The following is a 22971-nucleotide window of genomic DNA, read 5'->3' as shown; positions in this document are numbered from 1 at the left end:
TTACTCGCGATGATAAGGATGGTTGTTATTTAAGCTCCAGCCTCGGTAAAGGCTCTCTGCAACAATTATACGCACCAAAGGATGCGGCAATGTTAAATTAGATAACGACCATTTTTGCTCAGACGCTGCAATACACTCTGGAGCAAGTCCTTCAGGTCCGCCAATAAGTAAACTTACATCGCGGCCATCGAGTTGCCATTTTTCCATATTTTTAGCAAGTTGGTGAGTATCCAGTGCTTTCCCTGTTACCTCTAACGTTACAATACGATTGCCTTTTGGAATAGCCGCTAATGTTTTTTCACCTTCAATGTGTAAAATACGCTTTATATCTGCATTTTTACCACGTTTACCGGCTGGAATTTCGATTAACTCTAGCGCCATATCTTTAGGGAAACGGCGCTGATATTCTGCAAATCCCGTTTCTACCCATGCTGGCATTTTAGTACCAACAGCAATCATTTGTATTTTCACGTATTACTTCCAAGCATTGTCTAAAATGAGTGAGCGTTTAGCCCCACAGTTTTTCTAGATCGTAATAGCTACGTGCTTCGTTTTGCATCACGTGTACAACCACATCACCTAAATCAATCAGTGCCCATTCGCCGTCGCCTTCACCTTCATAACCTAGTGGCTCTGAATCTGCATGACGCGCTTCTTTTGCTAAGTGATCGGCAATTGACTGTACGTGGCGTTTAGAAGTACCAGAACAAATTACCATGTAATCTGTAATATCTGATGTTTCAGTTACGTCAATATGAACGATGTCACGCGCTTTCATATCGTCAATTTTGTCCATAGCAAAGGCGAGTAGTTGTTTTGAATCCAAGGTTTTGTCTCAATTTAAAAATTTAATGGCGCGCATTTTAACACGCTAGGAGTTTTTAAGCATCAATTTGATAGAGCTGATGCACTTCTATGTAATGACTCACTGCATCGGGCAATAGTTCATTCTTTTTATTACTTTTTTTTAGCTGCTTGCGAATTGTACTTGAGGCCGCATCGAGCATTTCGCCCGGTAAAAAATAAAGTTTACCTGCAAGTGAGTGTTTAAGTGCCGCGACTTCGCCGGCATTTGCGTGTTGCATATAGCTTTTGAGCTCACCTTTTACAGTGCAATGTTGAGCTGGGCGCTGGTACACCACAATATGGCAAAGCTGTGTTATTGCCTTCCACTCAAACCACTTATCGAGATTGTTAAACGAGTCCATACCAATTAAAAACAAAATAGGTGTAGTGGGGTGCTCTTTACGAAGTTCTTGCAAACTAAGTAGCGAATACGATGGACCAGCTCGGTTAAGCTCTCTTAAATCGAGTTCAAAATGAGAATAAGGTGCAATAGCTGCGTTTAGCATATTAATACGGTGCTGCGTACTAATTCCCGGCGCTGCTTTATGTGCAGGGAGTGCACAGGGCATAAAATAAAGCGTATCTAAATTAAACGCATTAACGCATTGCTGCGCCATATTTAGATGGCCTAAATGGACGGGGTCGAAAGTGCCACCAAAAATTGCGATCATTTAACACCCATTATTTATTAATTAACCGCGTGGCAAGGCATAGGAATGTTGAGCGGCTGGCAAAATTTAATACAAATATGAGCAAGCGCTTGGTAAGGTGCAATTAAATTACCTTGTTTGTAACTGGCATCAAACAACGCAACATCACTGTTTATTTGTTCTAGTGTGTGCATATTTAAACGGTTAATTGCGTTTTGAACTGGACCTTGTTGGTTTTTCCAAATTGCTTTTTGTTTAAATAAATTTGCTATAGGTTCGCCATTTAATAAACCAAGTTGCACACTTATAAGTGTATTAAGCTCTTTGGTTATAGCCCACAAAATACTCACCACTTCGGTGTTATCGCTGGCAAGTTTGTTTAGTACTTTTATAGCTTGTTTAGCGTGGCCATTTAATAGTGCATCGCTTAAATCAAAAATATCAAACTTGGCTTGATTTAACAGCCCTTGCATAACTAGTTGCTGAGTAATTAATGCATTGCCGTGCAGTAGCGAGAGCTTTTCAAGCTCCTGAAAACAGGCTAATAAGTTGCCTTCGGTGGCATTTATTAAGCTTACTTTGGCGTCGCTTTGCATATTAAGTGATAAACGTTGGCATTGCTCATCAAGCCATCGTTTTACATGAGAGCCCGTAAGTGGGTAGCAAGGTACGAACACGCCTAGTTTATCAAGGGCTTTAAACCACGCACCACGTTGTACTTCTTGACTGGCTTTAGCGCCTTTAACAATTAAAATAGTATCGGGATTAACCAGTTCAACTACTTTTTTAAAGGTATTGCTGCCAATAACGCCTGGCTTTTGTTGGTTTAAATCAAGCTCAATAATAGTGCGGGCGCTAAACAGCGACATGCTCTGATACTGGGCTATGATCTCTTGCCAATCGAATCCTTGCATTAAAGTAAATTTAATTACTTCATCAAAACCTTGTTGCTTAGCACAGTCGCGAATTTGTTGTACGCACTGCGCTTCTTGAAAAGGCTCTTCACCAAATACTAAATAAAAGGGCTTTAGCCCTTTATTTAATTCACTCGGTAGTTGATTAGCGTAGCAGCGCATTATAGTTGCGACAGCTCTCTAACAATACGACGACTGGCTTGCTCACGAATCTCGCTAATGAGTAGCTCAAGCTCTTTTGCTTTTGCTAATGCATGATCAGGATCGTCTTGGTAATTACGATAAAGCTCAAAACGTTTTTCTATCGCTTTTTCGCCTGGGAGTTTAACTACATACGACACGCCATAAGCAAGTTCGTATTCAGCAACCTGACCATTTTGAAACAGCGAAAGTGTTTGGCGTTCAATACTTTCTTTGCGTAAATACAATTGGGCTTTATCTTTAGCTGACGATACAAGCTCTACGTTACTCGCTTTAAGCTCTTTTTTAAGCTCAGTAAATAAAGTCGATTTTTCATCATCGCCTACAAGTGTTAGCTGTTTTAAGTTATCAGGCAAGCTAGAGGCTTTTTTTAAATGAAAGCCACAGCTTGATAACAAAAAACAGACTAGCACTAAGGCTAGTCCATTTTTAATGGCGTTAAATGCAGCCATATTAGTTAGCTACCACGTTAAGTAGTTTACCTGGTACGTAAATGATTTTACGAATAGTTGCGCCATCCGTAAATTTAGTTACGTTAGATTCTGCAAACGCAAGGGCTTCTACTTGCTCTTGAGTGGCATCAGCTGCCACTGTTAACTTAGCGCGAAGCTTGCCGTTTACTTGGACAATAATTAACTTTTCGTCTTCAACAAGTGCCGACTCATCAACTTTTGGCCATGCTGCATCTAAAATCTCGCCTTCTTTACCAAGCTCTTTCCAAAGCTCATGTGATAAATGCGGAGTAATAGGTGCAAGCATAATAACTAATGCTTCAAGTGCTTCGTTAGCAATCGCTACATCTTGTTTGTCGCTCAGTGGTGCTTTTAATAACTTATTAGAAAGCTCCATAATGGCTGCAATAGCGGTGTTAAAGGTTTGACGACGTTCAACATCATCAGTCACTTTAGCAATTGCTTTGTGTAAGTCGCGACGTAGTACTTTTTGCGGGTTAGTGAGCGCTGATTTATCAAGTGCTTGGTAACCTACTGTTTTAACATCTACTGCGTATTTCCATACACGTTTTAGGAAGCGATGTGCGCCTTCAACACCTGAGTCTGACCATTCAAGCGTTTGCTCTGGTGGTGCTGTAAACATCATAAATAAACGCACTGTATCTGCACCGTATTGGGCAATTACTTGTTGTGGGTCTATACCGTTGTTTTTAGACTTAGACATTTTACTCATGCCTGATGAGAATACCGGCTCACCGTCTTCTTTATGCCATGCTTTAGTTACGCGGCCTTTGTCGTCGGTTTCGGTATTTACATCGCTTGGCGAAATCCATACATCGCCGCCTTTTTCATCTTTACGATAAAATGTTTCAGCAAGTACCATACCTTGACAAAGTAAGCGGTCGAACGGCTCGTCTGAATTTACTAAACCAAAGTCACGTAATAATTTATGGAAAAATCGCGAGTACAATAAGTGTAAAATAGCGTGCTCAATACCACCAATGTATTGGTTTACTGGTAACCAATAGTTAGCAGCCGCTGGATCTAGCATGCCTTCGTCGTAGCGTGGGCTACAGTAGCGTGCGTAGTACCAAGATGATTCCATAAAGGTGTCAAACGTGTCAGTTTCGTGAAACGCAGGTGCGCCATTTACTGTTGTTTTAGCCCATTCAGGGTCTGCTTTAAGAGGTGACGTTACACCATTCATTACCACATCTTCTGGTAAGCGAACTGGTAGCATATCTTCTGTTGCTGCAAGTTCTTTGCCTTCTTCGTCGCTAAGCATTGGGATTGGAGAGCCCCAATAACGCTGACGGCTCACACCCCAGTCACGTAGACGGAAGTTTACTTTACGCTCCCCAACACCGAGTGCTTCAAGCTTGTCGGCAATGGCTTTAAACGCGGCGTCAAAATCAAGACCATCAAATTCACCTGAATTTACAAGTACGCCTTTATCGGTAAATGCTTCTTGCTCAAGGTTTACTTCAAGATCTGAGCCTTCAACCGGTGCAATTACTTGTTTAATATCTAGGCCGTAAGCCGTTGCAAATTCAAAATCGCGTTGGTCGTGTGCAGGTACCGCCATAACAGCGCCTGAGCCGTAATGCATTAATACAAAGTTAGCGACCCAAATTGGTACTTGCTCGCCCGTTAATGGGTGAGTTGCGTAAAAGCCTGTTGCTATGCCTTTTTTCTCCATTGTTGCCATGTCTGCTTCGGCAACTTTGGTGTTTTTGCATTCTTCAACAAACATTGCAACAGCATCGCTATTTTTAGCGGCTTCTTGTGCAATAGGGTGACCACCGGCAACAGCAACATACGTAACACCCATAAAGGTGTCTGGACGAGTTGTATATACGCTAAAAGTTTCGTCGTTATCGGTGCGTTTAAATTCAATATCACACCCTTCAGAGCGGCCAATCCAGTTGCGCTGCATTGTTTTAACTTGCTCTGGCCAGTCTTCTAACTTGTCTAAATCGTCAAGTAGCTCTTGTGCGTAGTCGGTAATTTTAATAAACCACTGTGGAATTTCTTTTTGCTCAACCACTGCACCAGAGCGCCATCCGCGGCCATCTATTACTTGCTCGTTAGCAAGTACAGTTTGATCCACTGGATCCCAGTTAACCGTCGACATTTTTTTATACACTAAGCCTTTTTCGTAAAGCTTAGTGAAAAACCACTGCTCCCACTTGTAGTATTCTGGATGACACGTCGCAATTTCGCGATCCCAGTCATAACCAAAGCCTAATTGCTTAAGTTGGTTACGCATGTAATCAATATTTTCGTATGTCCACTTAGCAGGAGCTGTTTTGTTTTTAATAGCAGCGTTTTCTGCAGGTAAACCAAACGCATCCCAACCCATAGGTTGCATTACGTTTTTGCCTTGCAGACGCTGGAAACGAGAAACAACATCACCAATGGTGTAGTTACGTACATGACCCATATGCAGTCGACCACTCGGATAAGGAAACATAGAAAGGCAATAATACTTTTCTTTGCTCTCATCTTCAGTGACTTTAAATACCTGGTTTTCTTCCCAGTAGCTTTGTACTTTTGACTCTATATCTTGCGGGTTATATTGCTCTTGCATCTATGGTTCCAGACTTCTTGCAAACTAATAAAAAATTGCCATTAGGATACCCCAAATAAAGTGCTATTCACAGCGTCAAAAACGCGGTTTTGATAAATTCTAACCTTCAGTTCAGGTTAACCTATACTTATCTAAGTTATAGGGTGATTTAACAGCAATTTTGAAGGAGTAAAAAATGGCAGATTATAAAGCATGGCTTGGCGATTTAACCAAATGGCTAAAAGATGTAAAAGATCATGAAGTAAAAGACGCAGTTACTCGATTTGTTGAATCTGAGCAGGCACTTAAAGATTTAGGGCAAGAAAGATACGCTTTATATAAAAGTTATTTACAGCGCGATATAGAACATGTCCAAGAAAACGAATCGCACTATAATTCGCTTGCATGGCAAGAGCTTAAAGAATCATTATGGTTTGAGCTTTCGCACATAGAAGATAAAACTCAGCTTGAGTGGCAATCTCTTAGTCAAGATTTTAAGCACAATGGTGTGTATCACGCAGGCGAATGGATAGCCATGGGCACATTAGTATGTAAGAATTGCACTCATAGTTACGATGTTTATCACGCGACACAAATTACACCGTGTATTGAATGTGATGGAATCTATTTTAGTCGTAAGGCGCTGCACCCTTAAATATAAGTATTAAGTGGCTGCGGGCCACTTAATACGCCCAAAGGCCAGCGAATATGTTGGTAAAAAAAGAAGTTAGAATGACGAAAAAATTGCTGCCACTATCTGTTTCAAAGCTCGCACCGAGTATTTCTACTAATCACGTACATACGTGTATGAGCAATCCATACCCCGAGCAACTAACATTTATAGGCCAACAACGCGCCCAAAGTGCCTTAGATTTCTCTTTAGGGATGGAACTGCCGGGTTATAACGTTTATGTAATGGGCGAGGCTGCCCATGGGCGCTTTACGCTTGTTAAAGATAAACTTAAGCAACATGCAAAAGACCGCCCAACCCCAAACGAATGGTTATACGTAAATAATTACGATGACCACAGAGAGCCTATTGCGCTGTTTATGCATGCAGGGCAAAGCAAGCAACTTAGTGACGACATAGATTCATTTTTAGATGAAGTACTCGACACATTTCCTGCTGCATTTGATAACCCAGGATATCAACGCAAAAAAAAATCAATCGACCGTGAATTTAACGATGCCTACGACAGCGCTATTACCGCAGTAGAAATTGCGGCATTTGAGCAAAGTGTTGCATTAGTCGAAGAAAAAAATTCAGTTGGGTTTGCACCGCTTGTAGATGGTAAACAATTAAGCGATAGCGAATTTGGCGAACTTGAAGAAACGTTACGCGAAGAGTTTTTTGAAAAAATTGAAAAGCTAGAAGATGCATTAATAGAAGCGTTAATTGAGCTGCCACGCTGGAAGCGCGAATCAAAAGAAAAACAGCGTAATCTTAAAAAGTCGACTGCAGAGCAGGCCACAAAACCGCTTTTAAAAGACTTAGAACATAAATATGCAACTCATATTGGTGTACTGCGTTATTTAAAAGATATACGCGTTGAAATTATAGACGCGGTACTTGAATGGCTCGATGACGAAGACGAAAGCGAAGAAAGCAAAGAAGACTTTGATCGTAAAGGCATGCTTACCGACTTTTTTGCACCTAATATTTTAGTTGAGTTTAAAGAAGACGATGCAGCACCCGTGGTTTACGAGCCCAATCCAACATTTGGTAATATATTTGGTAAAATTGAGTATTCCACATCGCAAGGGTCTTTAATTACCAGTTATCGTTCTATTCAGCCAGGAGCATTGCACCGTGCTAATGGCGGTTATTTAATTATGGATGCTGAAAAGGTAATGGCTAACCCTCAAGTGTGGGATGGTTTAAAACTTTCGCTTAAAACGCATCAAATTAAAAACGACTTACCGTATCAAGATAGCTCAGTAGGCAGTAGTTTTACACTTCGCCCGCAGCTTATACCGCTTGACGTGAAAATTATTTTATTAGGCTCGCGCGAACTGTATTACACCATAGGTGAATACGATGAAGAGTTTGCAGAGTTATTTAGAGTATTAGCTGACTTTGATTACTACTTACCAAGTAGCGATAAATTACAGTACCAATTTATAACTAAAGTTACCGAGTACTGCGAGCAAACATTAAAGTGCACTACCACGCAAGCTGCTATGGTGCGTTTACTTAAGTTTAGCTACCGCCAAGCAGAGCATCACAATAAGCTTTCTGCGCGTTTTGCTGATGTACTTGAATTAGTTGCAGAGGCAAGTTACTACGCAAAACAAGATAAATTAACTGTTATAGATGCGCATCATATTGATGAAGCCATTGAAGGTAAGCAATACCGTACCGGCCAAATTAGTGAAAACATGTTAAGCGATATAAAAGAAGGTCATACACTTATTGCAACCGACGGCCAAGCCATTGGTAAAGTAAATGGCTTAACCGTATTACACATTGGCGATACCTCTTTTGGTACCCCTGCGCGTATTACGGCAACGGTTTATGCTGGCGCCGATGGCGTAATAGATGTTGAACGTGAAGCCGAGCTTGGTAAAGCAATTCACTCAAAAGGGGTAATGCTACTTACCGGTTATTTAGGTAATAAATACGCACAGCACTTTAGCTTAACGCTTAGCGCTAATATCGCTATTGAGCAAAGCTACGGTTATATAGATGGCGATAGTGCATCTTTGGCAGAGTTGTGTGCGCTTATTTCGTCTATTACAAGCCTACCTATTAGCCAATCAATTGCACTTACAGGCTCTATTAACCAACATGGTGATGTACAGGCTATTGGTGGCGTAAACGAAAAAATAGAAGGCTTTTTCAAACTGTGTAAAATGCGTGGCTTAACAGGTTCGCAAGGCGTTATCATTCCTAAATCAAACCAAGTTAACTTAGTGCTTGATGACGAAATACTTAATGCGGTTGAAGCGGGTAAATTTAATATTTACGCAGTTGAAACCGTAGACCAAGCGCTTAACCTGTTAATGGATATAGAAGCTGGCGATATTATTGATGACCAGTATCCAGAAAACTCAGTAAACGGAATTGCGCTTGCTCGCCTTAAAGAAATTGCCGACATAGTTAATGGCGATAACGATAACGATGACGAAAAAGACGAAGAACTAGATAACGAAAAAGGTTAATAATGATCAATATAATTTTGGCGGTGGTTATCGCCATTTTTTGTTTTTTAATATTTCAAAATAGTAAAAAAGCAAAACAACAAGCAGGCATAAATGCACAAATAGGGGCAGATTACTTAGCCGCTAACGCAAAAGTAGAAGGTGTAGTAGAAACAGCTTCTGGCTTGCAGTACAAAATAGTACACAAAGGTGAGAGTGAAAACACACCAAGCCCAACAAGTATGGTTAACGTGCATTACCACGGCACACTAATCGACGGCACGGTGTTTGACAGCTCAGTAGAGCGTAAAACACCGATTAGCTTTGGTTTGCACCAAGTGATTAAAGGCTGGACTGAGGGCTTACAACTGATGAGCCCAGGCGATAAATACACCTTTTATGTACCGCACCAATTAGCGTACGGCGAAAAACGTGTAGGAAGTATTCCTCCTGCTTCAGTACTTATTTTTGAAGTAGAGCTACTGGCAATTGAGTCTTAGTGATTAAATAACAAGGAAGTAAATTATGAATAAAGACGAATTACTTAAAATAGCCAAAGGTGATATTAACTTTACCTTTCAATCTATTATTTATGCATTAGCGCTATGCTTACTAGTTGCAGCTGTTTTTTTACTAGAGATGAGCGTTAACCTACAAATGGGTTTAATTGTTTGTATTATCGGTGTGTTTGGAATGACTATTTATAATAATTTAAATACTCGCCTAAATGCGGCGCTTGCACTTATTGCGCTCTCACAAGATAACCAAAACACTAAGTAAGCAACGAGTTAGTTTAATAAATTGGTATAAGCCCTGCTTTAATAAAGTGGGGCTTTTTGCTTTTAGCTAACATTAAAATTTACTCAAGAATTTTAATGCGAGGTCGATACCTATAATAGTTACAAAGCTATTTTAGGGATAAAATAATGAAGATTTTAGCGGCTCCCATTGCATACCAAGTACACAGCTCAAATACTCAACCTTTAGCGCAATCAGATAAACTACCGGTTGAAAAAGCGAGTGAAGAAAAGAGCGAGGAAGAAAATGAGGAAGAGCCAAAATATGTGTTATCAAAATTTCTAGATACCAAAGCACAAGAATACAGTGAAGATCACGCAACGTTTAGCAATCAGTATAAAAACCTAGAAAAAGTATACAAGCACTTCACTGGGCGAGTTATTGCGCTGCAAGAACAAATTAACAAACTTAAACAAAGCCCTGTACAACGTAGTTTAACTATAAATACTTCTGCAAGTGAGCTAAATAAAAGTGATGCGAGTTTAACTCTAGATGCAGAGCACTTAGGCTCTAAAAAATATAAAAATACGCAACAGCAAGAACAAATAGATTTGTTAGAGCTGCAATTAGGGGAGTTAAAGTCAGAGCAAGCAGCAATAAAACAACAAATGGTTGAGCTGGTTATTAGTGAAATGAAGAGGCGGGGCGACGACTATACTATTTAGCGCCACCAACATGCTGGTGGGCTAGCTTTTAAACTCAATTTTACCCACTTCAAGTTTAAATTTACCTTCTTGCTTACCTGCAATCATAAAGCCTAGCTGTTTTATATCATCAAAATCAATAATCGGTTGTTGCTCAAGCACGCGACCGCGATACGTTAAAGTAAAATCACTCGGAGCAAAGTTTATATCTACCCATTCATTTTTTACAGTTTTAAATGAGTGAGTGTACGCTGCGCCATCAAGGTAATTAGTTGTTCTGAGCCTGAGCTGATAGGTTTGTCCATCGCCTTTAACACGCAAAACTATAGCTTTAGTATTTTGGCTTTGTGTATTTAGCTCTGTACGTATTGATGCAAAACCGCCGTTATTATCAAGCGAAACATTGCCTGTAAAAAGCAAACTTTCTTGAGTTTGTGTTACTTGGCTATTAGATACACCGCCCATTACTGAGTCGTTAATAACGTACCAGCGCTGGTTTGCATTAGCTTGTGCACATACAACTAATAAATTAAATACAAAAAGTGAGGATAGTTGTTTGGTGATCATGGCTTACTCCTAATTACTTTAAGCTTGTCAATACGGATAAACATATTATTTGTTCACTTATTTAAAGCTAATTATTTTTACGGCTCCATTTTTTCATGATTTTTTCAAACATAATTTCTTTATCAGTTTTATCCTCAGGACAGGGTTTACCGCTACCTTGTGGCATGCCATTACTACCAAATACGGTTGAAGTATCAATTAAATAGCATTTACCATTAAATTTTTCTAATCGTCGTGTGCCAGTTGTATTTTGGCTAATAACTTCTGAATTATCAGATTTTACTGGCGTTTTAATAGTGGGCTTATTGTTTATCTCATCATTTTCAGATCTTTTATCTTCACCAAAGGAGACTATTTTTTTATGAGTCATATTATTTACAGGAGAGCCAAATAGCGGCGCGTATGGATTTAGCTTTTTAAATGTTTGAGAGGCTTTTGTTGTAGGCTTTGAAGGCTCAGCTAACAGGGGTTCAACAGGTTTTACAGGGTCTTTTTTAAGGTCTGTTTGTGCCTTTGGTAACGTGATGGTTTTGGCTTGCGATTTTTTAGTCACCCTTACTTTGGCTTTTGTAGAATCTTTTTTTATAGGTGTAGTGTTAGAGGTCACTGAATTTGGTGCATCAGTTTTAGTGTTTACAGGTTTTATATCTGGCGCATTAGCTGTTGTAACAACTGAGCTTAGCTTAGGTAGGCTTGCTAAATTAACCGTAACATAGGCCTGTATTATTGCGTTTTTTCCTTGCTTTGGCGCCGCAACTTTAATAGATTGCGAAAACAAAAAGTACAACACAATAGCGTGTATACACAACGAGATAACCCACGGCCATGCATTCCCTTTATTCACATCAAACCCTCAACTTAATAGTGCTGTTAAGAGTCAATTAAATACATTTAGTTCACCTAAAGTTAATGTGTTTTACTTTGTGGCTTTATTGCAGATACAACAAAACTATTTTGCAGTTTTTGTTGTTTTTGCATGTGCTTGGTTACGTTATTATGAGCGCAATCAAACTTAGGAGGCATTATGACATTACTTTTTGAACCAATAGAACTTGCAGGTAAAACATTAAAAAACCGTATTGTTATGCCCCCAATGACTCGCTCGCGTTCAACGCAGCCTGGCGATATAGCCAACGACTTAATGGCAACATATTACGCACAGCGCGCAAGTGCCGGACTAATTGTAAGCGAAGGAACACAAATTAGTGAGCTTGGTAAAGGTTACGCTTGGACTCCGGGTATTTATTCAAATGAGCAAGTTGCAGGCTGGAGTAAAGTAACAAGCGCAGTACATAGCGCTGGTGGAGTGATGTTTGCTCAGCTTTGGCATGTTGGCCGTGTTACCCACAGTGACAACACCGGTGGCGTGCAGCCTATTTCAGCCTCGGGCATTGCCGCAAAAGACGTAAAAGTATTTGTAGATACAAACGGCTCACCGGGGTTTGTAGACACCCAACTCCCACGCGAAATGAGCAAACAAGATATTACGCATGTCATAGGCGAATTTCGCCAAGCAGCTAAAAATGCAGTTAATGCAGGGTTTGATGGCATAGAGCTTCATGCTGCAAATGGTTACCTTATTAATCAATTTTTAGACTCAGAGTCAAATGCTCGCACCGATGAATATGGTGGCAGTGTACAAAACCGAATACGCTTTTTAATTGAAGTGGTACATGCTGTTAGCGACGAAATTGGTAGCAGCAAAGTAGGCGTAAGACTTGCCCCGTTAACAACTCTTAATGGCACAGTAGACGAAAACCCTGAAGAAACTTACTTAGCGGTTTCTGAGGCACTAAATAAAGCCGGTGTAGGTTACATGCATATAGCCGAAGCCGATTGGGATGACGCACCTTTAATGAGTGTTGAGTTTAAAAAATCGATTCGCAAAGCCTTCAGTGGTGTATTAATTTACGCAGGCAAGTACACCAAAGAGCGCGCAGACAACGCACTTAGCGAAGGCTGGGCCGACATGATTGGCTTTGGTCGCCCGTTTGTATCAAACCCAGACTTACCAGCACGCTTAAAGCAAGGCAAGCCTCTTAACAGCCACAACCCCGACACTTTGTTTGGTGGTGCAGAGCAAGGCTATACCGATTATCCAACGGTATAATTGCTAGTAAGTAATTAACATTGAGTAAAAACATGAAGGGCTGCATTTTATGCAGCCCTTTTTTGTGCATTGATTCTAATAGCTTTACCTTGAGCAAAAAATAAAAAACGCGTAAGTTAACCGGGTTACCTATTTTAATAACAAGAAAATAAATGAAAGCCAAAGAGATAGAACAATTAGAATTATCAAATTCTAAAACCCGAGAAGTTATTACACCCTACGCTTTTAAAATTGACAGTGCTTTACTGGGCTTACCTTTAGCTACACCTATTCAGCGTGCACTAGCTATTGTTATTGATGTTGCGCTGATATTTTTAGCGGCCAAGCTTAGCGCGGCTCTAATAGCATTTGTTGCGGCAATGGCATTTTATAAAGGCACGGCGCAGCAATACCTTCCAAAAATGTCGAATGTGTGGCGAAGAATCTTAAAAATAACGGCAGCAAGTATTTTATTTGTAAGCGCACTTACTGTGCTTTCAATTGGCATTGATTACCTAGAAGACGATAATGCTGATCAAGGTTTAGCTGTTCAGGGCGTAAAAATACAAGATGAAATACAGCTTACCGCCACAGAAAAACAACGGGTAAATACTTATTTAGCGCAAACAGCTGATGAAAGCTGTGATCAACCTTGCCAACAAAACGCGCTTGATAATTTAATCGGGGAAGTCCCCGAATTAGCAGAAATGGACGACCTACAAAGCCCACAACTTGCTACCGTACTTTTACAACTATTGGTGCTCAGTGAAAATAACGAAATAAAGCCTACACAGTTAATAGAAGAAAAACCTGCACAAACAAACACAAATAGTATTTTGCAGTGGGGCAAAGGCATTATTCAAGACTTAGGCTTAGGTTTTGGCTGGGCTGCTGTTTACTTTACGTTGTTCTCGTTACTTTGGCGCGGCCAAACACCGGGTAAAAAGGTTTGTAATATCCGTGTTGTCGCCCTAAGCGGTGAGCCATTAGGTTTATTAGATTGTTTTGGTCGCTACGGCGGCTACGGTGCAGGCTTTGCAACGGGCTTATTGGGCTTTTTACAGATATATTGGGACCCAAACAGGCAAGCAATTCAAGATAAAATATCAGCCACTGTGGTTATTAAAGTTAACTTGAATCAAGTTGTAAATGTGGAAACGGTAGAAGAGACTGTAAAAAGTTAAGTTTGCTCTTATTAATTACAAGGATGGTTATGAAAGCTTTATTAATGGCGTTTAGTTATCTGTATTTTATTACAGCTTCGTATGCGTCAGAAAATATTGTGTTAGCAAAAAAACATCAGCTTAAGTCTATTATTTTAGGTGAGCAGCGCAGTTATAGTGTTTATTTACCGCCAAGCTACAAGCAAAACCTCGAAAGAGTATATCCTGTTATTTACCTGCTTGATGGCGACCCAACCCATTTAAAAGCCTTAGCGGGGCTTGTTGAAGCACTCAGTACTGAGCGGCTAGAAAAACAAATTCAACAAGCAATTATTGTCGCTGTTCCTAATAGTAAAAATGCGATAAGAGAGCGCGACTTTACCCCTACCAATGTCGATTGGACTTTTAACGGCAAGCTACTAGAAAAATTTGAAAAAATTGGCAATGCCGCAAACTACACCGCTTTCTTTGAAAAAGAACTTATTCCCTTCATTAATAAAAATTACCGTACATCAAATAAGCGGGTATTAATTGGGGAATCTTTCGGCGGCTTGTTCGCAAGTTATGTTTTACTTACAAATCACTCTTTATTTACTGATTACTTAATTATTGATGCAACCTACCTTTGGGATAATAATTATCTCAATCGTTATTTTGACGAGCAACAGCTTATAAATAAGCAGCTTAAAGGCAATGTATATTTTACTTTTGCTAATAATGCAGCTTTTGGTGAAATTGGAGAGGCTAATTATAAATGGGGCTTAGAGCTTGCTAAAAAACTAAAAGCGCACCCGAGTAACAGTTTATATATAAATCAACGTTACTTTGAAGAAGAAACTCATGGCACGGTGGCAGCGCTTAGTTGGTACTATGGTTTAAAAAGCTTATTACAAAAATAAGTCTTAATTTATATACTAGGTTAGTGAAAGGAGTAATTTTGGGTATATTGTTAACGAAATTTAGTAGTGAAAAATTAAAAGGGAATTAAATGAGTAATAATTTTAATGAGGCTATAAAGGGCTTTTTTTGGGGGATAGGGTTTGTAATAGCAACACTCGGTGGTATCAGTGTGTACGCGCTAACAATAGCCGCAGAAGTTGATAGTGGCTTTAAAGAGCAGGTATCAAATAAAGCATTGGAGGGCACTGACGACTTAAATAGTGATTATAAACTTACCCTTTCTGATATCTTTAAAGAAAATGGGCGAGTAAGAATAACTGCCGAGTTAAAAAATATCACCAATGAAAGCATATATGCAGGTGGTGTTATAGCATCTACATTCGATAAAAACGGAAAGTTTGTTGGTAATTGTTTAGGTAAAAGCGATGATATTTTTATAGAACCAAATAAAAGTAGCTATATTGATATTCATTGTAATCTACTGAGGCCACAGGTGAGCAGAGTACACTCAGCAAAGCTAAAGTTTAAGTGGTTTTGATAGTTGCTGTAAACTACCCCCATAGAAAGCAAAAAGCATAACGAGTAGTTATGACTAAAAAGTTATTTAGTTGGGAGCGAGGACGCCAATAGTCGGGTTACGATAAAATGTTACTATGCTGTATGCTAACCTCATTTAAATTTGATACTTAATTAAACTCCCGCAAGTAAGTGAAATAAAGTCGCATACCGATAAAGTTAAAGTCGGTCGGCATTTAGGCTCAATCTCAATATTGTATTGATGTATGCCGTTAAAGGTGGTGAGTTTATCTGTGAAAATCCAATTATAAATTACAGTCAAGTTTAACTTTTTAAACCTGATATTGAGCAACACCAAGCATTAAAAATAGAACAAAGCTCGTTATATTTTTAGCATAGGATAGATTAAAAAGTAAATTTGCGTAGGTTGGGTAGAGCGAAGCGAAACCCAACAATAAACACTTTTTTAAATAGCTGTCCACCGACAGCTATTAATTTTAATTCACTTTCTCAACCTAACCCCAAACCCAACAACTCCCATCAACAACACAAATCCCCACACAAACACATTGCCGTATTGGCTGTACACGCTGTCGCCTTTTATGAGCTTAATGTTGGCTTTCAATGTTGTAGCTTCAAACTGAGGCATGGTTTGTTGAGTGTGGCTTATAGGGTCGTATACGGCGCTTACACCATTGTTAGTAACACGCACTAGAGGGCGCTGTAGTTCGAGCGCGCGCATACGGGCTATTTGCATGTGTTGCAAAGGCCCAATAGAGTCGCCAAACCAGGCATCGTTACTTACCGTAAAGAGTAGGTCGGAGTCGCTTTTGTAATTACCGCGCACTAAGTCGGCAAAAACAATTTCGTAGCAAATAGCAGGGAGTAAGTTATAGCCATTGGCGCGTAAGTTGTTTTGTACTTTGTCGCCACGGGTAAACGATGACATAGGCAAATCGAATAATGGGGCAATAGGGCGCAAAAAGTCTTGAAACGGTACAAATTCGCCAATAGGTAGTAGCTGGTGTTTTTGATAGCGGTTTTTATCAAGGTAATGGTAATGCCCATGCTCGTCGCCGCGCTCTTTATTACCGACAACAATTAAGGTGTTAAATATATTTTTGGTGTCTCGCTGGTAGTCAACAATACCGGTTACAAGGGCGGTTTTATTAAACGAGGCGGCACTGTCTAAATTGGCTAGGTAGGAATCGGCAAGCATTTCTATTTCAGGCACTGCGGCTTCTGGCCATACTATTAAGTCGGCATCCCAATGTGGACGTGTCATGTCTTGGTATTTGCTCATTGTGGTCCAAAACTCACTTGGCTCAAAGCGCAGGTGTTGCTGTATGTTGCCTTGTACGAGCAAAACTGACATGTTTTTATCTGTGTAATGAATGCTGCCTGTGGTATTGGCACCTGTAAAAATAAGCGCAACAGCTGTCGCAGTAACCGCCGGGGTTTTAAAATCTTTTTGGGTAAGTCTATATAGTGCAAAGCCAATAGCGACACAGGTAAGAGTTAAGCCAAACTCGCCAATATAAGGGGCGAGCAGCCTTAAAGGCCCGTCGGTTTGTGTGTAGCCAAAGCTTAACCACGGGAAACCGGTAAGTACGGTGCCACGTAAATACTCACTAATTGCAAAGCAGGCAATTAGTAATGCGCCAAAGCTTTTAGGGCCACTAGCAAAGCGTGTAGTTGCCCAAAAGGCAAGTGCGGGAAATAATGCTAAGTATGAGCACAAAAAAGCCATTAACGAGAGCGACGCTATAAGCGGCATACCGCCAAAGGTGGCAATAGAAACATGTACCCAGCTTATACCTGCACCAAACCAGCCTAGGCCAAATATAAAGCCATATTTAGCACCGGTTTTTGCGTGTGCTTTACCGGTATTATTGGGATTAATGCAAAAAATTATGGCGCCAAGACTAATAAATACGATGGGCCAAATTTCAAAAGGGGCATAGCCAAAAGTTAAAACAAGGCCCGCAACGAGTGCGAGCCATGCTTTTTTATCTTTTGCTAATAGGGTAAGTCTAGTTAGCAGTTTCTTCACTGTCGTTATCATCAGCCTTAGGAACGGTGACTTGCAGTTGCAAAATACGACGATTGTCGGCGTTGGTTACTTTAAATTGGTAACCTTCTATGTCAATCGTTTCACCACGGCTTGGCATATGGCCAAATGCGTGCAGTACAGTTCCGCCAATAGTATCGGCTTCGTCTGTGCTGTAGCCTGTTTTAAAATGCTCGTTAAAGTCATCTACAGGTGTGAGTGCTTGCACTACGTGGACATGTTTAGCAAGTTGACGAATATCTTGATGTTCTTCTTCTTCGTCGTGCTCATCTTCGATTTCGCCAACAATTATTTCAAGAATATCTTCAATCGTTACTAAGCCTGATACGCCGCCGTATTCGTCAATAACAACAGCCATATGGTAGCGTTGCTGACGGAATTCGTTTAGCAATGTATCAACACGTTTGCTTTCAGGTACTACCATTGCTGGACGTAAATAATCGCGTATTGATGGTAAATGCTCGTCTTTATTTAAGATCAGTGGCAATAAATCTTTAGCGAGTAAAAAACCTTCTACATGATCTTTGTCTTCAATCACCACTGGAAAACGAGAGTGAGTTGAGTCAACCATCATTGGAATTAGTTCTTCAAGCGGGCTGTCGATCTCAAGAGTGATCATTTGTGAGCGCGGAACCATTATGTCTCGCACTTTAAGCTCAGACACGCCAAGCACACCTTCTATCATCTCTTTTGTTTCAGGATCGATTACGTCTCGTTCTTGCGCATCGGCAATAACTTCGACCAGCTCTTCTCTATTCTGGGGTTCCCCTTGCAACATTTGGGCTATTCTGCCCAACCACGTTTTGCCAGAAGAACCCTGGCTAGATTGCGAGTTACCGTCGCTCATTGCGTCTAATTGCTCCGTTAATTTAAATATCGTCCCGGTATGGGTCTGCTATGTTTAGCTCTGCAAGTATTTGCTTTTCGATGCTTTCCATCTCAAAAGCGTCTTCACTCTTTATATGGTCAAATCCAAGCAAATGCAAGCATCCGTGAATAACCATGTGGGCAAAGTGGTCATGAAATGACTTCTCTTGCTCAATTGCTTCAGCTAATACAATGGCTGGGCAAATAATTAAATCACCAACCAAGGGAATATCTATTCCTGGTGGTGCTTCAAATTCGAACGACAGTACGTTGGTCGGTTTATTTTTACCGCGATAGTCGTTATTAAGCTGTTGCGATTGCGCTTCGTCGCTAATAACGATACTGAGTTCTGACTCATCACGGTATTGGCTAAGGGCTTTGTCGGCCCATAGTGCAAATTGTTCTTCGCTTGGGAGGTTGTCAAACTCACAGGCTATTTGTAAATCAAGTTCGGTTGTCAAAGTATTACTCTTTAGTAGTAGGCTGTTGAAGAGCAGCGAGTGCATCTTTTGCATTTTGCTTTTCAATGCGCTTAAGTCGCTCGCTTTCGTCGTTACGCTCGTAGGCTTCAACTATGCGTGCTACAACAGGGTGACGAACTACGTCATGGGCTTTAAAGTAGTTAAAGCTAATTTCTTTTACGCCATCAAGCACTTCAATTGCATGGCGAAGACCTGAGCGTGTGCCACGAGGTAAATCGACCTGTGTAATATCGCCTGTAATAACCGCTTTTGAGTTAAACCCTATACGTGTTAAAAACATTTTCATTTGCTCGGCGGTGGTATTTTGGCTTTCATCTAAAATAATAAAGGCATCGTTTAGAGTACGTCCGCGCATGTAAGCAAGCGGTGCGACTTCGATGATATTTTTTTCGATAAGCTTTTCTACTTTTTCAAAACCTAGCATTTCAAAAAGCGCATCGTAAAGAGGGCGCAGGTATGGGTCTATTTTTTGACTTAAGTCGCCTGGTAAAAAACCAAGCTTTTCGCCGGCTTCTACAGCAGGGCGTGTTAATAATATACGACGAATTTCTTGGCGCTCAAGGGCGTCGACGGCGGCAGCAACTGCAAGGTAGGTTTTACCAGTACCTGCAGGGCCTATACCAAAGGTAATGTCGTGGTTTAAAATATTAGCCACATAAACACCTTGGTTGTCGTTACGTGGCTTAATAACACCACGGCGGGTTTTAATAACCATTTCTTTGCCATAAGCGCTGCTGGATGCATCTTGCTCTAAGGCTTTTGATTCGGTAATAGCTAAATGAACAGCGTCGGGTTCTATTTCGCCTAAAACACCACGAACTGGTTGAGTATCAACATAAAGGTTTTTTAAAATTTCTACAGCGCCGGCGCAGTTGTGTAGTTTACCGGTTACTTTAAAAAAGTTGTCACGGTGAATTATTTCAACAGCCAGGTGGCGTTCAATTTGTTTGATGTTTTCGTCAAACGGGCCACATAAAGAAGAAAGGCGTTTGTTATCGGCAGGTTCTAAATAAATCTCTAATGTTTTTAACTGATTACTCAAAATTGCTTCCTATAGTACTGCGCCAGCGTTAACTGGCGCTAATTGTGTGACTAAGGAACGAAAGTAGCTACGCCAATTTCGTTAACAGTGTCTGGTTTTGGCTCTGCAGCTGCAGCTTTAGTTAAAATAGCTGAAGGAGCGACTTCACGTCGTAAGTTCATTTCTGATTCTGTACGAATTAAGTCACCACGTAAAGAGTTAGGTAGTGCTTCGGTAATACGTACATCAACAAACTGTCCGATCACTGTGTGCGGGCCAACAAAGTTTACTACACGGTTGTTTTCGGTACGGCCACGTAATTCCATAGGGTTCTTCTTAGAAGGACCTTCAACAAGTATACGTTGCTCTGTATCGAACATTTGGCGGCTAATTTGCTGCGCCATTTGTGTAATACGGTTTTGTAGTAAGTATAAGCGCTCTTTTTTCTCTTGCTCTGTTACGTCATCCGGCAAATCTGCCGCTGGCGTACCTGGGCGTGCGCTGTAAATAAAGCTAAAGCTCATATCAAAACCTATGTCGCTAATAAGCTTCATGGTTGCTTCAAAGTCTTCTTTGCTTTCGCCTGGAAAACCAATAATGAAATCTGATGACATGCTTAAGTTAGGACGAATTTTACGTAACTTACGAATTGTCGATTTGTATTCAATTGCCGTATGGCCACGTTTCATTAGGTTTAATATACGGTCTGAACCACTTTGTACTGGTAAATGTAAGTGATCTACAAGCTCTGGTACATCGGCGTAAGCGTCGATTATATCTGGGGTAAATTCTACCGGGTGCGATGTGGTGTAACGAATACGGTCAATACCATCAATAGCTGCAATAAGACGAATTAAATCAGAGAAGTAACATATTTCGCCATCGTGTGTGTCGCCGCGGTATGCATTTACGTTTTGACCTAAAAGATTTACTTCACGTACGCCTTGCTCTGCAAGTTGTGCAACTTCAAGTAGTACGTCATCTACTGGGCGACTAACTTCTTCACCGCGGGTATAAGGTACAACACAAAAAGTACAGTACTTAGAACAGCCTTCCATAATTGATACGAAAGCAGATGGGCCATCTGCTTTTGGCTCTGGCAGGCGGTCAAATTTTTCAATCTCTGGGAATGAAATATCAACAACCGATGAGCCTTTGTCGCCTTGCACTTGTTTAATCATTTCTGGTAAACGGTGTAGCGTTTGCGGACCAAAAATAACATCTACAAATGGCGCACGTTGGCGAATAGAGTCACCTTCTTGTGAGGCAACACAACCACCTACACCAATGATTAAATCTGGCTTGTCGTCTTTTAATAACTTCCAGCGACCTAATTGGTGAAATACTTTTTCTTGTGCTTTTTCACGAATTGAACAGGTGTTAAGTAAGATTACGTCGGCATCTGTTGCATCTTCAGTTAGCTGGTAGCCGTTGGTGGCATCTAAAAGTTCAGCCATTTTCTGAGAGTCGTATTCGTTCATCTGACAACCCCAGGTTTTAATATGCAGCTTTTTGCTCATTGAAATATAGCCTCGTGTTCAATTCGATAGTGGCACAAAAATGTGCTTGAAACAGGATTAAGGAGCAAGCATGCTCACTTAAAGGAGGCGTATTTTAGCTGGATACCCGTCCAGATCCAAGTATAGTTTTCATGTTTGTGATCTCAAATCAATACGAGGCGAGTTTAATCAGCGGTTAGGGATATCCTCTGGTATAAAACAAATTAATTTTGATACAATTAAAACAGACTCAAGTAATAATAAAATGATGAAAAACATGACTAAAAATAATGTGATAGTAGTTGGTGGTGGCATGGTTGGCGCGGCTATGGCGATAAAGCTTGCTCAACAGGGCTTTGGCGTACGCATAATCGAAAAACACCTAATAGACCCATCACAGATTCTTAGTAGTGATAAGGTTGATATTAGAGTGTCGGCTATTAATCGTTTTTCAGAAAATTTACTTGATGAATTAGGAGCAATGCCGCTTTTAAGGCAAAACCGCATAGCGCCTTATCAGCAATTAGAGGCATTTGAGCGCGGTGATGATAATTTATTGTTTGACTGCGCCGATATAAACACCACGCATTTAGGCCACTTAATTGAAAATAGTTTAATTCAAGCAAGTTTATGGCAGCAATTTGATCATTATAAAATTGAGGTTATTGAGCAAGCCACACCTATTACTAAAATAGAGCAAACGAATGATTTAATTACGCTTGTGTATGGAGCTCAAACCTATACCGCTGATTTAGTGATTGCAGCCGATGGCGGACAATCGCAGCTGCGTGCTAAAGCTAATATAGGAATTACCGGCTGGCAGTATCAGCAACATTGCATGGGGGTATTAATTAAACTCGATGCGCCGCAACAAATAAAAACATGGCAGCAGTTTACGCCAAGTGGGCCACTCGCATTTTTGCCAATGCAGGCACCATACGCTAATTTAATTTGGTACGACGATGCAAATACACTGCAAGCATTTAAAGGACTAAACCCAGCTGAGCTAAAAATGCACATACTTAATAAATTTCCTGAACTTGCTGGAGACTTTGAAGTACAAACTCATGCAATATTTCCGCTTACTCGCCAACACGCTAACAACTATTCACAAGGGCGCTTGGTTTTAGTCGGTGACGCTGCACATACAATAAATCCGCTTGCAGGGCAGGGGGTAAATTTAGGTTTTCAGGATGTAGTGGCACTTGCTGAGGTTTTAGACAATGCAGGGGATATAGGTTGCCCACTAAAACTTAAAGAATACGAGCGAGCTCGCCGTAAGGCTAATTTATTAATGATGAGCATGATGGATGCTTGTTACTTTGGCTTTTCTAACCAAGTCGCGCCACTTAAATGGGCACGTAGCCAGTTTTTAAAAATGGCTAATAATACGGGGCCGATAAAAAACTGGGTTTTAAAATACGCAATTAGTGGTGATTTAGGCTAAATTTAAAGTAGATATTAGAAAGGCTCATTTATGAGCCTTTTTTTATGTCTGTTTTTAAGTCAGCAAATAGTGACTCGGCTATATTGAACACGGTTTTAATTTAACTGGTGTTACATCACTAAATCGCAATTTAA

23 protein-coding genes are annotated in these 22971 nt (G+C 40.5%); 10 read left to right on the top strand and 13 right to left on the bottom strand.

The window, feature by feature from the left end; genetic code table 11:
- The 6 genes from rlmH to leuS are packed head-to-tail and all read right to left on the bottom strand — an operon-like array spanning position 1 to position 5653.
- Complete coding sequence (gene rlmH / locus AC5NT5_RS11430) at positions 1-471, bottom strand: 23S rRNA (pseudouridine(1915)-N(3))-methyltransferase RlmH (protein WP_002958522.1); 471 nt, start codon at positions 469-471, stop codon at positions 1-3.
- Between the two features lie 37 nt (positions 472-508).
- On the bottom strand, positions 509-826 hold the full coding sequence (gene rsfS / locus AC5NT5_RS11425) for a ribosome silencing factor (RefSeq protein WP_494514079.1): 318 nt from the start codon (positions 824-826) through the stop codon (positions 509-511).
- A gap of 55 nt (positions 827-881) precedes the next feature.
- Positions 882-1517, bottom strand: coding sequence for a nicotinate-nucleotide adenylyltransferase (nadD, locus tag AC5NT5_RS11420; RefSeq protein ID WP_182673876.1), 636 nt, complete (start codon positions 1515-1517; stop codon positions 882-884).
- A 17-nt stretch (positions 1518-1534) separates the two neighbouring features.
- Positions 1535-2572, bottom strand: a complete 1038-nt coding sequence (gene holA / locus AC5NT5_RS11415) for a DNA polymerase III subunit delta (protein WP_002958525.1) — start codon at positions 2570-2572, stop codon at positions 1535-1537.
- Entirely contained in the window at positions 2572-3063 is a 492-nt protein-coding gene (locus AC5NT5_RS11410) for an LPS-assembly lipoprotein LptE (RefSeq protein ID WP_024594704.1), read from the bottom strand. The genes holA and AC5NT5_RS11410 overlap by 1 nt, the downstream gene beginning before the upstream one ends.
- Position 3064: 1 nt before the next feature.
- Positions 3065-5653: a leucine--tRNA ligase gene (gene leuS / locus AC5NT5_RS11405; protein WP_182673875.1), complete on the bottom strand. Its 2589-nt coding sequence runs from the start codon at positions 5651-5653 to the stop codon at positions 3065-3067.
- A 175-nt stretch (positions 5654-5828) separates the two neighbouring features.
- Here leuS and AC5NT5_RS11400 point away from each other — a divergent pair, with 175 nt between their 5' ends.
- The 5 genes from AC5NT5_RS11400 (at position 5829) to AC5NT5_RS11380 (ending at position 10236) form a co-directional block, all read left to right on the top strand.
- Positions 5829-6287 (top strand): zinc ribbon-containing protein, encoded by a 459-nt coding sequence (locus AC5NT5_RS11400; RefSeq protein WP_002958528.1) that lies wholly within the window; start codon positions 5829-5831, stop codon positions 6285-6287.
- Positions 6288-6364: 77 nt separating this feature from the next.
- Positions 6365-8794, top strand: a complete 2430-nt coding sequence (locus tag AC5NT5_RS11395) for a Lon protease family protein (RefSeq protein WP_234047851.1) — start codon at positions 6365-6367, stop codon at positions 8792-8794.
- 2 nt (positions 8795-8796) lie between these two features.
- On the top strand, positions 8797-9273 hold the full coding sequence (gene bamJ / locus AC5NT5_RS11390; protein ID WP_039489326.1) for a BamJ family beta-barrel-assembly machinery protein: 477 nt from the start codon (positions 8797-8799) through the stop codon (positions 9271-9273).
- A gap of 25 nt (positions 9274-9298) precedes the next feature.
- Positions 9299-9553, top strand: coding sequence for a hypothetical protein (locus AC5NT5_RS11385; protein ID WP_169059895.1), 255 nt, complete (start codon positions 9299-9301; stop codon positions 9551-9553).
- Between the two features lie 146 nt (positions 9554-9699).
- Positions 9700-10236, top strand: a complete 537-nt coding sequence (locus tag AC5NT5_RS11380; protein WP_182673873.1) for a hypothetical protein — start codon at positions 9700-9702, stop codon at positions 10234-10236.
- 21 nt (positions 10237-10257) lie between these two features.
- Here AC5NT5_RS11380 and AC5NT5_RS11375 read toward each other — a convergent pair whose 3' ends face one another.
- Together AC5NT5_RS11375 and AC5NT5_RS11370 are read right to left on the bottom strand one after the other, a co-directional pair.
- Positions 10258-10782: a CIA30 family protein gene (locus tag AC5NT5_RS11375; protein WP_494514080.1), complete on the bottom strand. Its 525-nt coding sequence runs from the start codon at positions 10780-10782 to the stop codon at positions 10258-10260.
- Between the two features lie 67 nt (positions 10783-10849).
- Complete coding sequence (locus AC5NT5_RS11370; protein WP_494514081.1) at positions 10850-11626, bottom strand: hypothetical protein; 777 nt, start codon at positions 11624-11626, stop codon at positions 10850-10852.
- 180 nt (positions 11627-11806) lie between these two features.
- Between AC5NT5_RS11370 and AC5NT5_RS11365 the strand changes: the two genes are divergently transcribed.
- From AC5NT5_RS11365 to AC5NT5_RS11350, 4 genes are all read left to right on the top strand, one after another.
- The gene (locus AC5NT5_RS11365; protein ID WP_494514082.1) at positions 11807-12892 is read left to right on the top strand and encodes an alkene reductase; all 1086 of its coding nucleotides are present in this window, start codon (positions 11807-11809) and stop codon (positions 12890-12892) included.
- A gap of 152 nt (positions 12893-13044) precedes the next feature.
- Positions 13045-14055: an RDD family protein gene (locus tag AC5NT5_RS11360; protein ID WP_494514083.1), complete on the top strand. Its 1011-nt coding sequence runs from the start codon at positions 13045-13047 to the stop codon at positions 14053-14055.
- A 29-nt stretch (positions 14056-14084) separates the two neighbouring features.
- Positions 14085-14933, top strand: coding sequence for an alpha/beta hydrolase (locus tag AC5NT5_RS11355; RefSeq protein WP_494514084.1), 849 nt, complete (start codon positions 14085-14087; stop codon positions 14931-14933).
- A gap of 89 nt (positions 14934-15022) precedes the next feature.
- Complete coding sequence (locus tag AC5NT5_RS11350; protein WP_039489341.1) at positions 15023-15472, top strand: hypothetical protein; 450 nt, start codon at positions 15023-15025, stop codon at positions 15470-15472.
- Positions 15473-15952: 480 nt separating this feature from the next.
- Here AC5NT5_RS11350 and lnt read toward each other — a convergent pair whose 3' ends face one another.
- The 5 genes from lnt to miaB are packed head-to-tail and all read right to left on the bottom strand — an operon-like array spanning position 15953 to position 21411.
- Positions 15953-17503, bottom strand: coding sequence for an apolipoprotein N-acyltransferase (gene lnt / locus AC5NT5_RS11345; protein WP_494514085.1), 1551 nt, complete (start codon positions 17501-17503; stop codon positions 15953-15955).
- Positions 17484-18368 (bottom strand): CNNM family magnesium/cobalt transport protein CorC, encoded by an 885-nt coding sequence (corC, locus tag AC5NT5_RS11340; RefSeq protein WP_002958541.1) that lies wholly within the window; start codon positions 18366-18368, stop codon positions 17484-17486. Before corC ends, lnt begins: the two co-directional genes overlap by 20 nt.
- Positions 18369-18390: 22 nt before the next feature.
- The gene (ybeY, locus tag AC5NT5_RS11335) at positions 18391-18849 is read right to left on the bottom strand and encodes an rRNA maturation RNase YbeY (RefSeq protein ID WP_149594559.1); all 459 of its coding nucleotides are present in this window, start codon (positions 18847-18849) and stop codon (positions 18391-18393) included.
- A 4-nt stretch (positions 18850-18853) separates the two neighbouring features.
- A complete protein-coding gene (locus tag AC5NT5_RS11330; protein ID WP_182682085.1) occupies positions 18854-19912 on the bottom strand; it encodes a PhoH family protein in 1059 nt (352 codons plus the stop codon).
- A gap of 50 nt (positions 19913-19962) precedes the next feature.
- Positions 19963-21411, bottom strand: coding sequence for a tRNA (N6-isopentenyl adenosine(37)-C2)-methylthiotransferase MiaB (gene miaB, locus AC5NT5_RS11325; RefSeq protein ID WP_494514086.1), 1449 nt, complete (start codon positions 21409-21411; stop codon positions 19963-19965).
- 256 nt (positions 21412-21667) lie between these two features.
- Here miaB and AC5NT5_RS11320 point away from each other — a divergent pair, with 256 nt between their 5' ends.
- Positions 21668-22837, top strand: coding sequence for an FAD-dependent monooxygenase (locus AC5NT5_RS11320; RefSeq protein ID WP_494514087.1), 1170 nt, complete (start codon positions 21668-21670; stop codon positions 22835-22837).
- Positions 22838-22971 lie beyond the last annotated feature (134 nt).

The sequence above is a fragment of the Pseudoalteromonas sp. J2K-J599 genome (genome assembly GCF_059295115.2).
Note: the sequence above shows the minus strand (reverse complement) of the source record. Positions and strands in the feature narration are given on the sequence as shown.

What these genes read in the sequence shown, in the direction of transcription:
- nadD (WP_182673876.1), bottom strand. Translation starts at nt 1,517, where the DNA reads ATGATCGCAATTTTTGGTGGCACTTTCGACCCCGTCCATTTAGGCCAT.
- AC5NT5_RS11355 (WP_494514084.1), top strand. Translation starts at nt 14,085, where the DNA reads ATGAAAGCTTTATTAATGGCGTTTAGTTATCTGTATTTTATTACAGCT.
- AC5NT5_RS11395 (WP_234047851.1), top strand. Translation starts at nt 6,365, where the DNA reads ATGACGAAAAAATTGCTGCCACTATCTGTTTCAAAGCTCGCACCGAGT.
- AC5NT5_RS11400 (WP_002958528.1), top strand. Translation starts at nt 5,829, where the DNA reads ATGGCAGATTATAAAGCATGGCTTGGCGATTTAACCAAATGGCTAAAA.
- miaB (WP_494514086.1), bottom strand. Translation starts at nt 21,411, where the DNA reads ATGAGCAAAAAGCTGCATATTAAAACCTGGGGTTGTCAGATGAACGAA.
- bamJ (WP_039489326.1), top strand. Translation starts at nt 8,797, where the DNA reads ATGATCAATATAATTTTGGCGGTGGTTATCGCCATTTTTTGTTTTTTA.
- AC5NT5_RS11380 (WP_182673873.1), top strand. Translation starts at nt 9,700, where the DNA reads ATGAAGATTTTAGCGGCTCCCATTGCATACCAAGTACACAGCTCAAAT.
- holA (WP_002958525.1), bottom strand. Translation starts at nt 2,572, where the DNA reads ATGCGCTGCTACGCTAATCAACTACCGAGTGAATTAAATAAAGGGCTA.
- AC5NT5_RS11360 (WP_494514083.1), top strand. Translation starts at nt 13,045, where the DNA reads ATGAAAGCCAAAGAGATAGAACAATTAGAATTATCAAATTCTAAAACC.
- AC5NT5_RS11365 (WP_494514082.1), top strand. Translation starts at nt 11,807, where the DNA reads ATGACATTACTTTTTGAACCAATAGAACTTGCAGGTAAAACATTAAAA.
- AC5NT5_RS11385 (WP_169059895.1), top strand. Translation starts at nt 9,299, where the DNA reads ATGAATAAAGACGAATTACTTAAAATAGCCAAAGGTGATATTAACTTT.
- AC5NT5_RS11350 (WP_039489341.1), top strand. Translation starts at nt 15,023, where the DNA reads ATGAGTAATAATTTTAATGAGGCTATAAAGGGCTTTTTTTGGGGGATA.
- AC5NT5_RS11375 (WP_494514080.1), bottom strand. Translation starts at nt 10,782, where the DNA reads ATGATCACCAAACAACTATCCTCACTTTTTGTATTTAATTTATTAGTT.
- leuS (WP_182673875.1), bottom strand. Translation starts at nt 5,653, where the DNA reads ATGCAAGAGCAATATAACCCGCAAGATATAGAGTCAAAAGTACAAAGC.
- corC (WP_002958541.1), bottom strand. Translation starts at nt 18,368, where the DNA reads ATGAGCGACGGTAACTCGCAATCTAGCCAGGGTTCTTCTGGCAAAACG.
- AC5NT5_RS11320 (WP_494514087.1), top strand. Translation starts at nt 21,668, where the DNA reads ATGACTAAAAATAATGTGATAGTAGTTGGTGGTGGCATGGTTGGCGCG.
- AC5NT5_RS11410 (WP_024594704.1), bottom strand. Translation starts at nt 3,063, where the DNA reads ATGGCTGCATTTAACGCCATTAAAAATGGACTAGCCTTAGTGCTAGTC.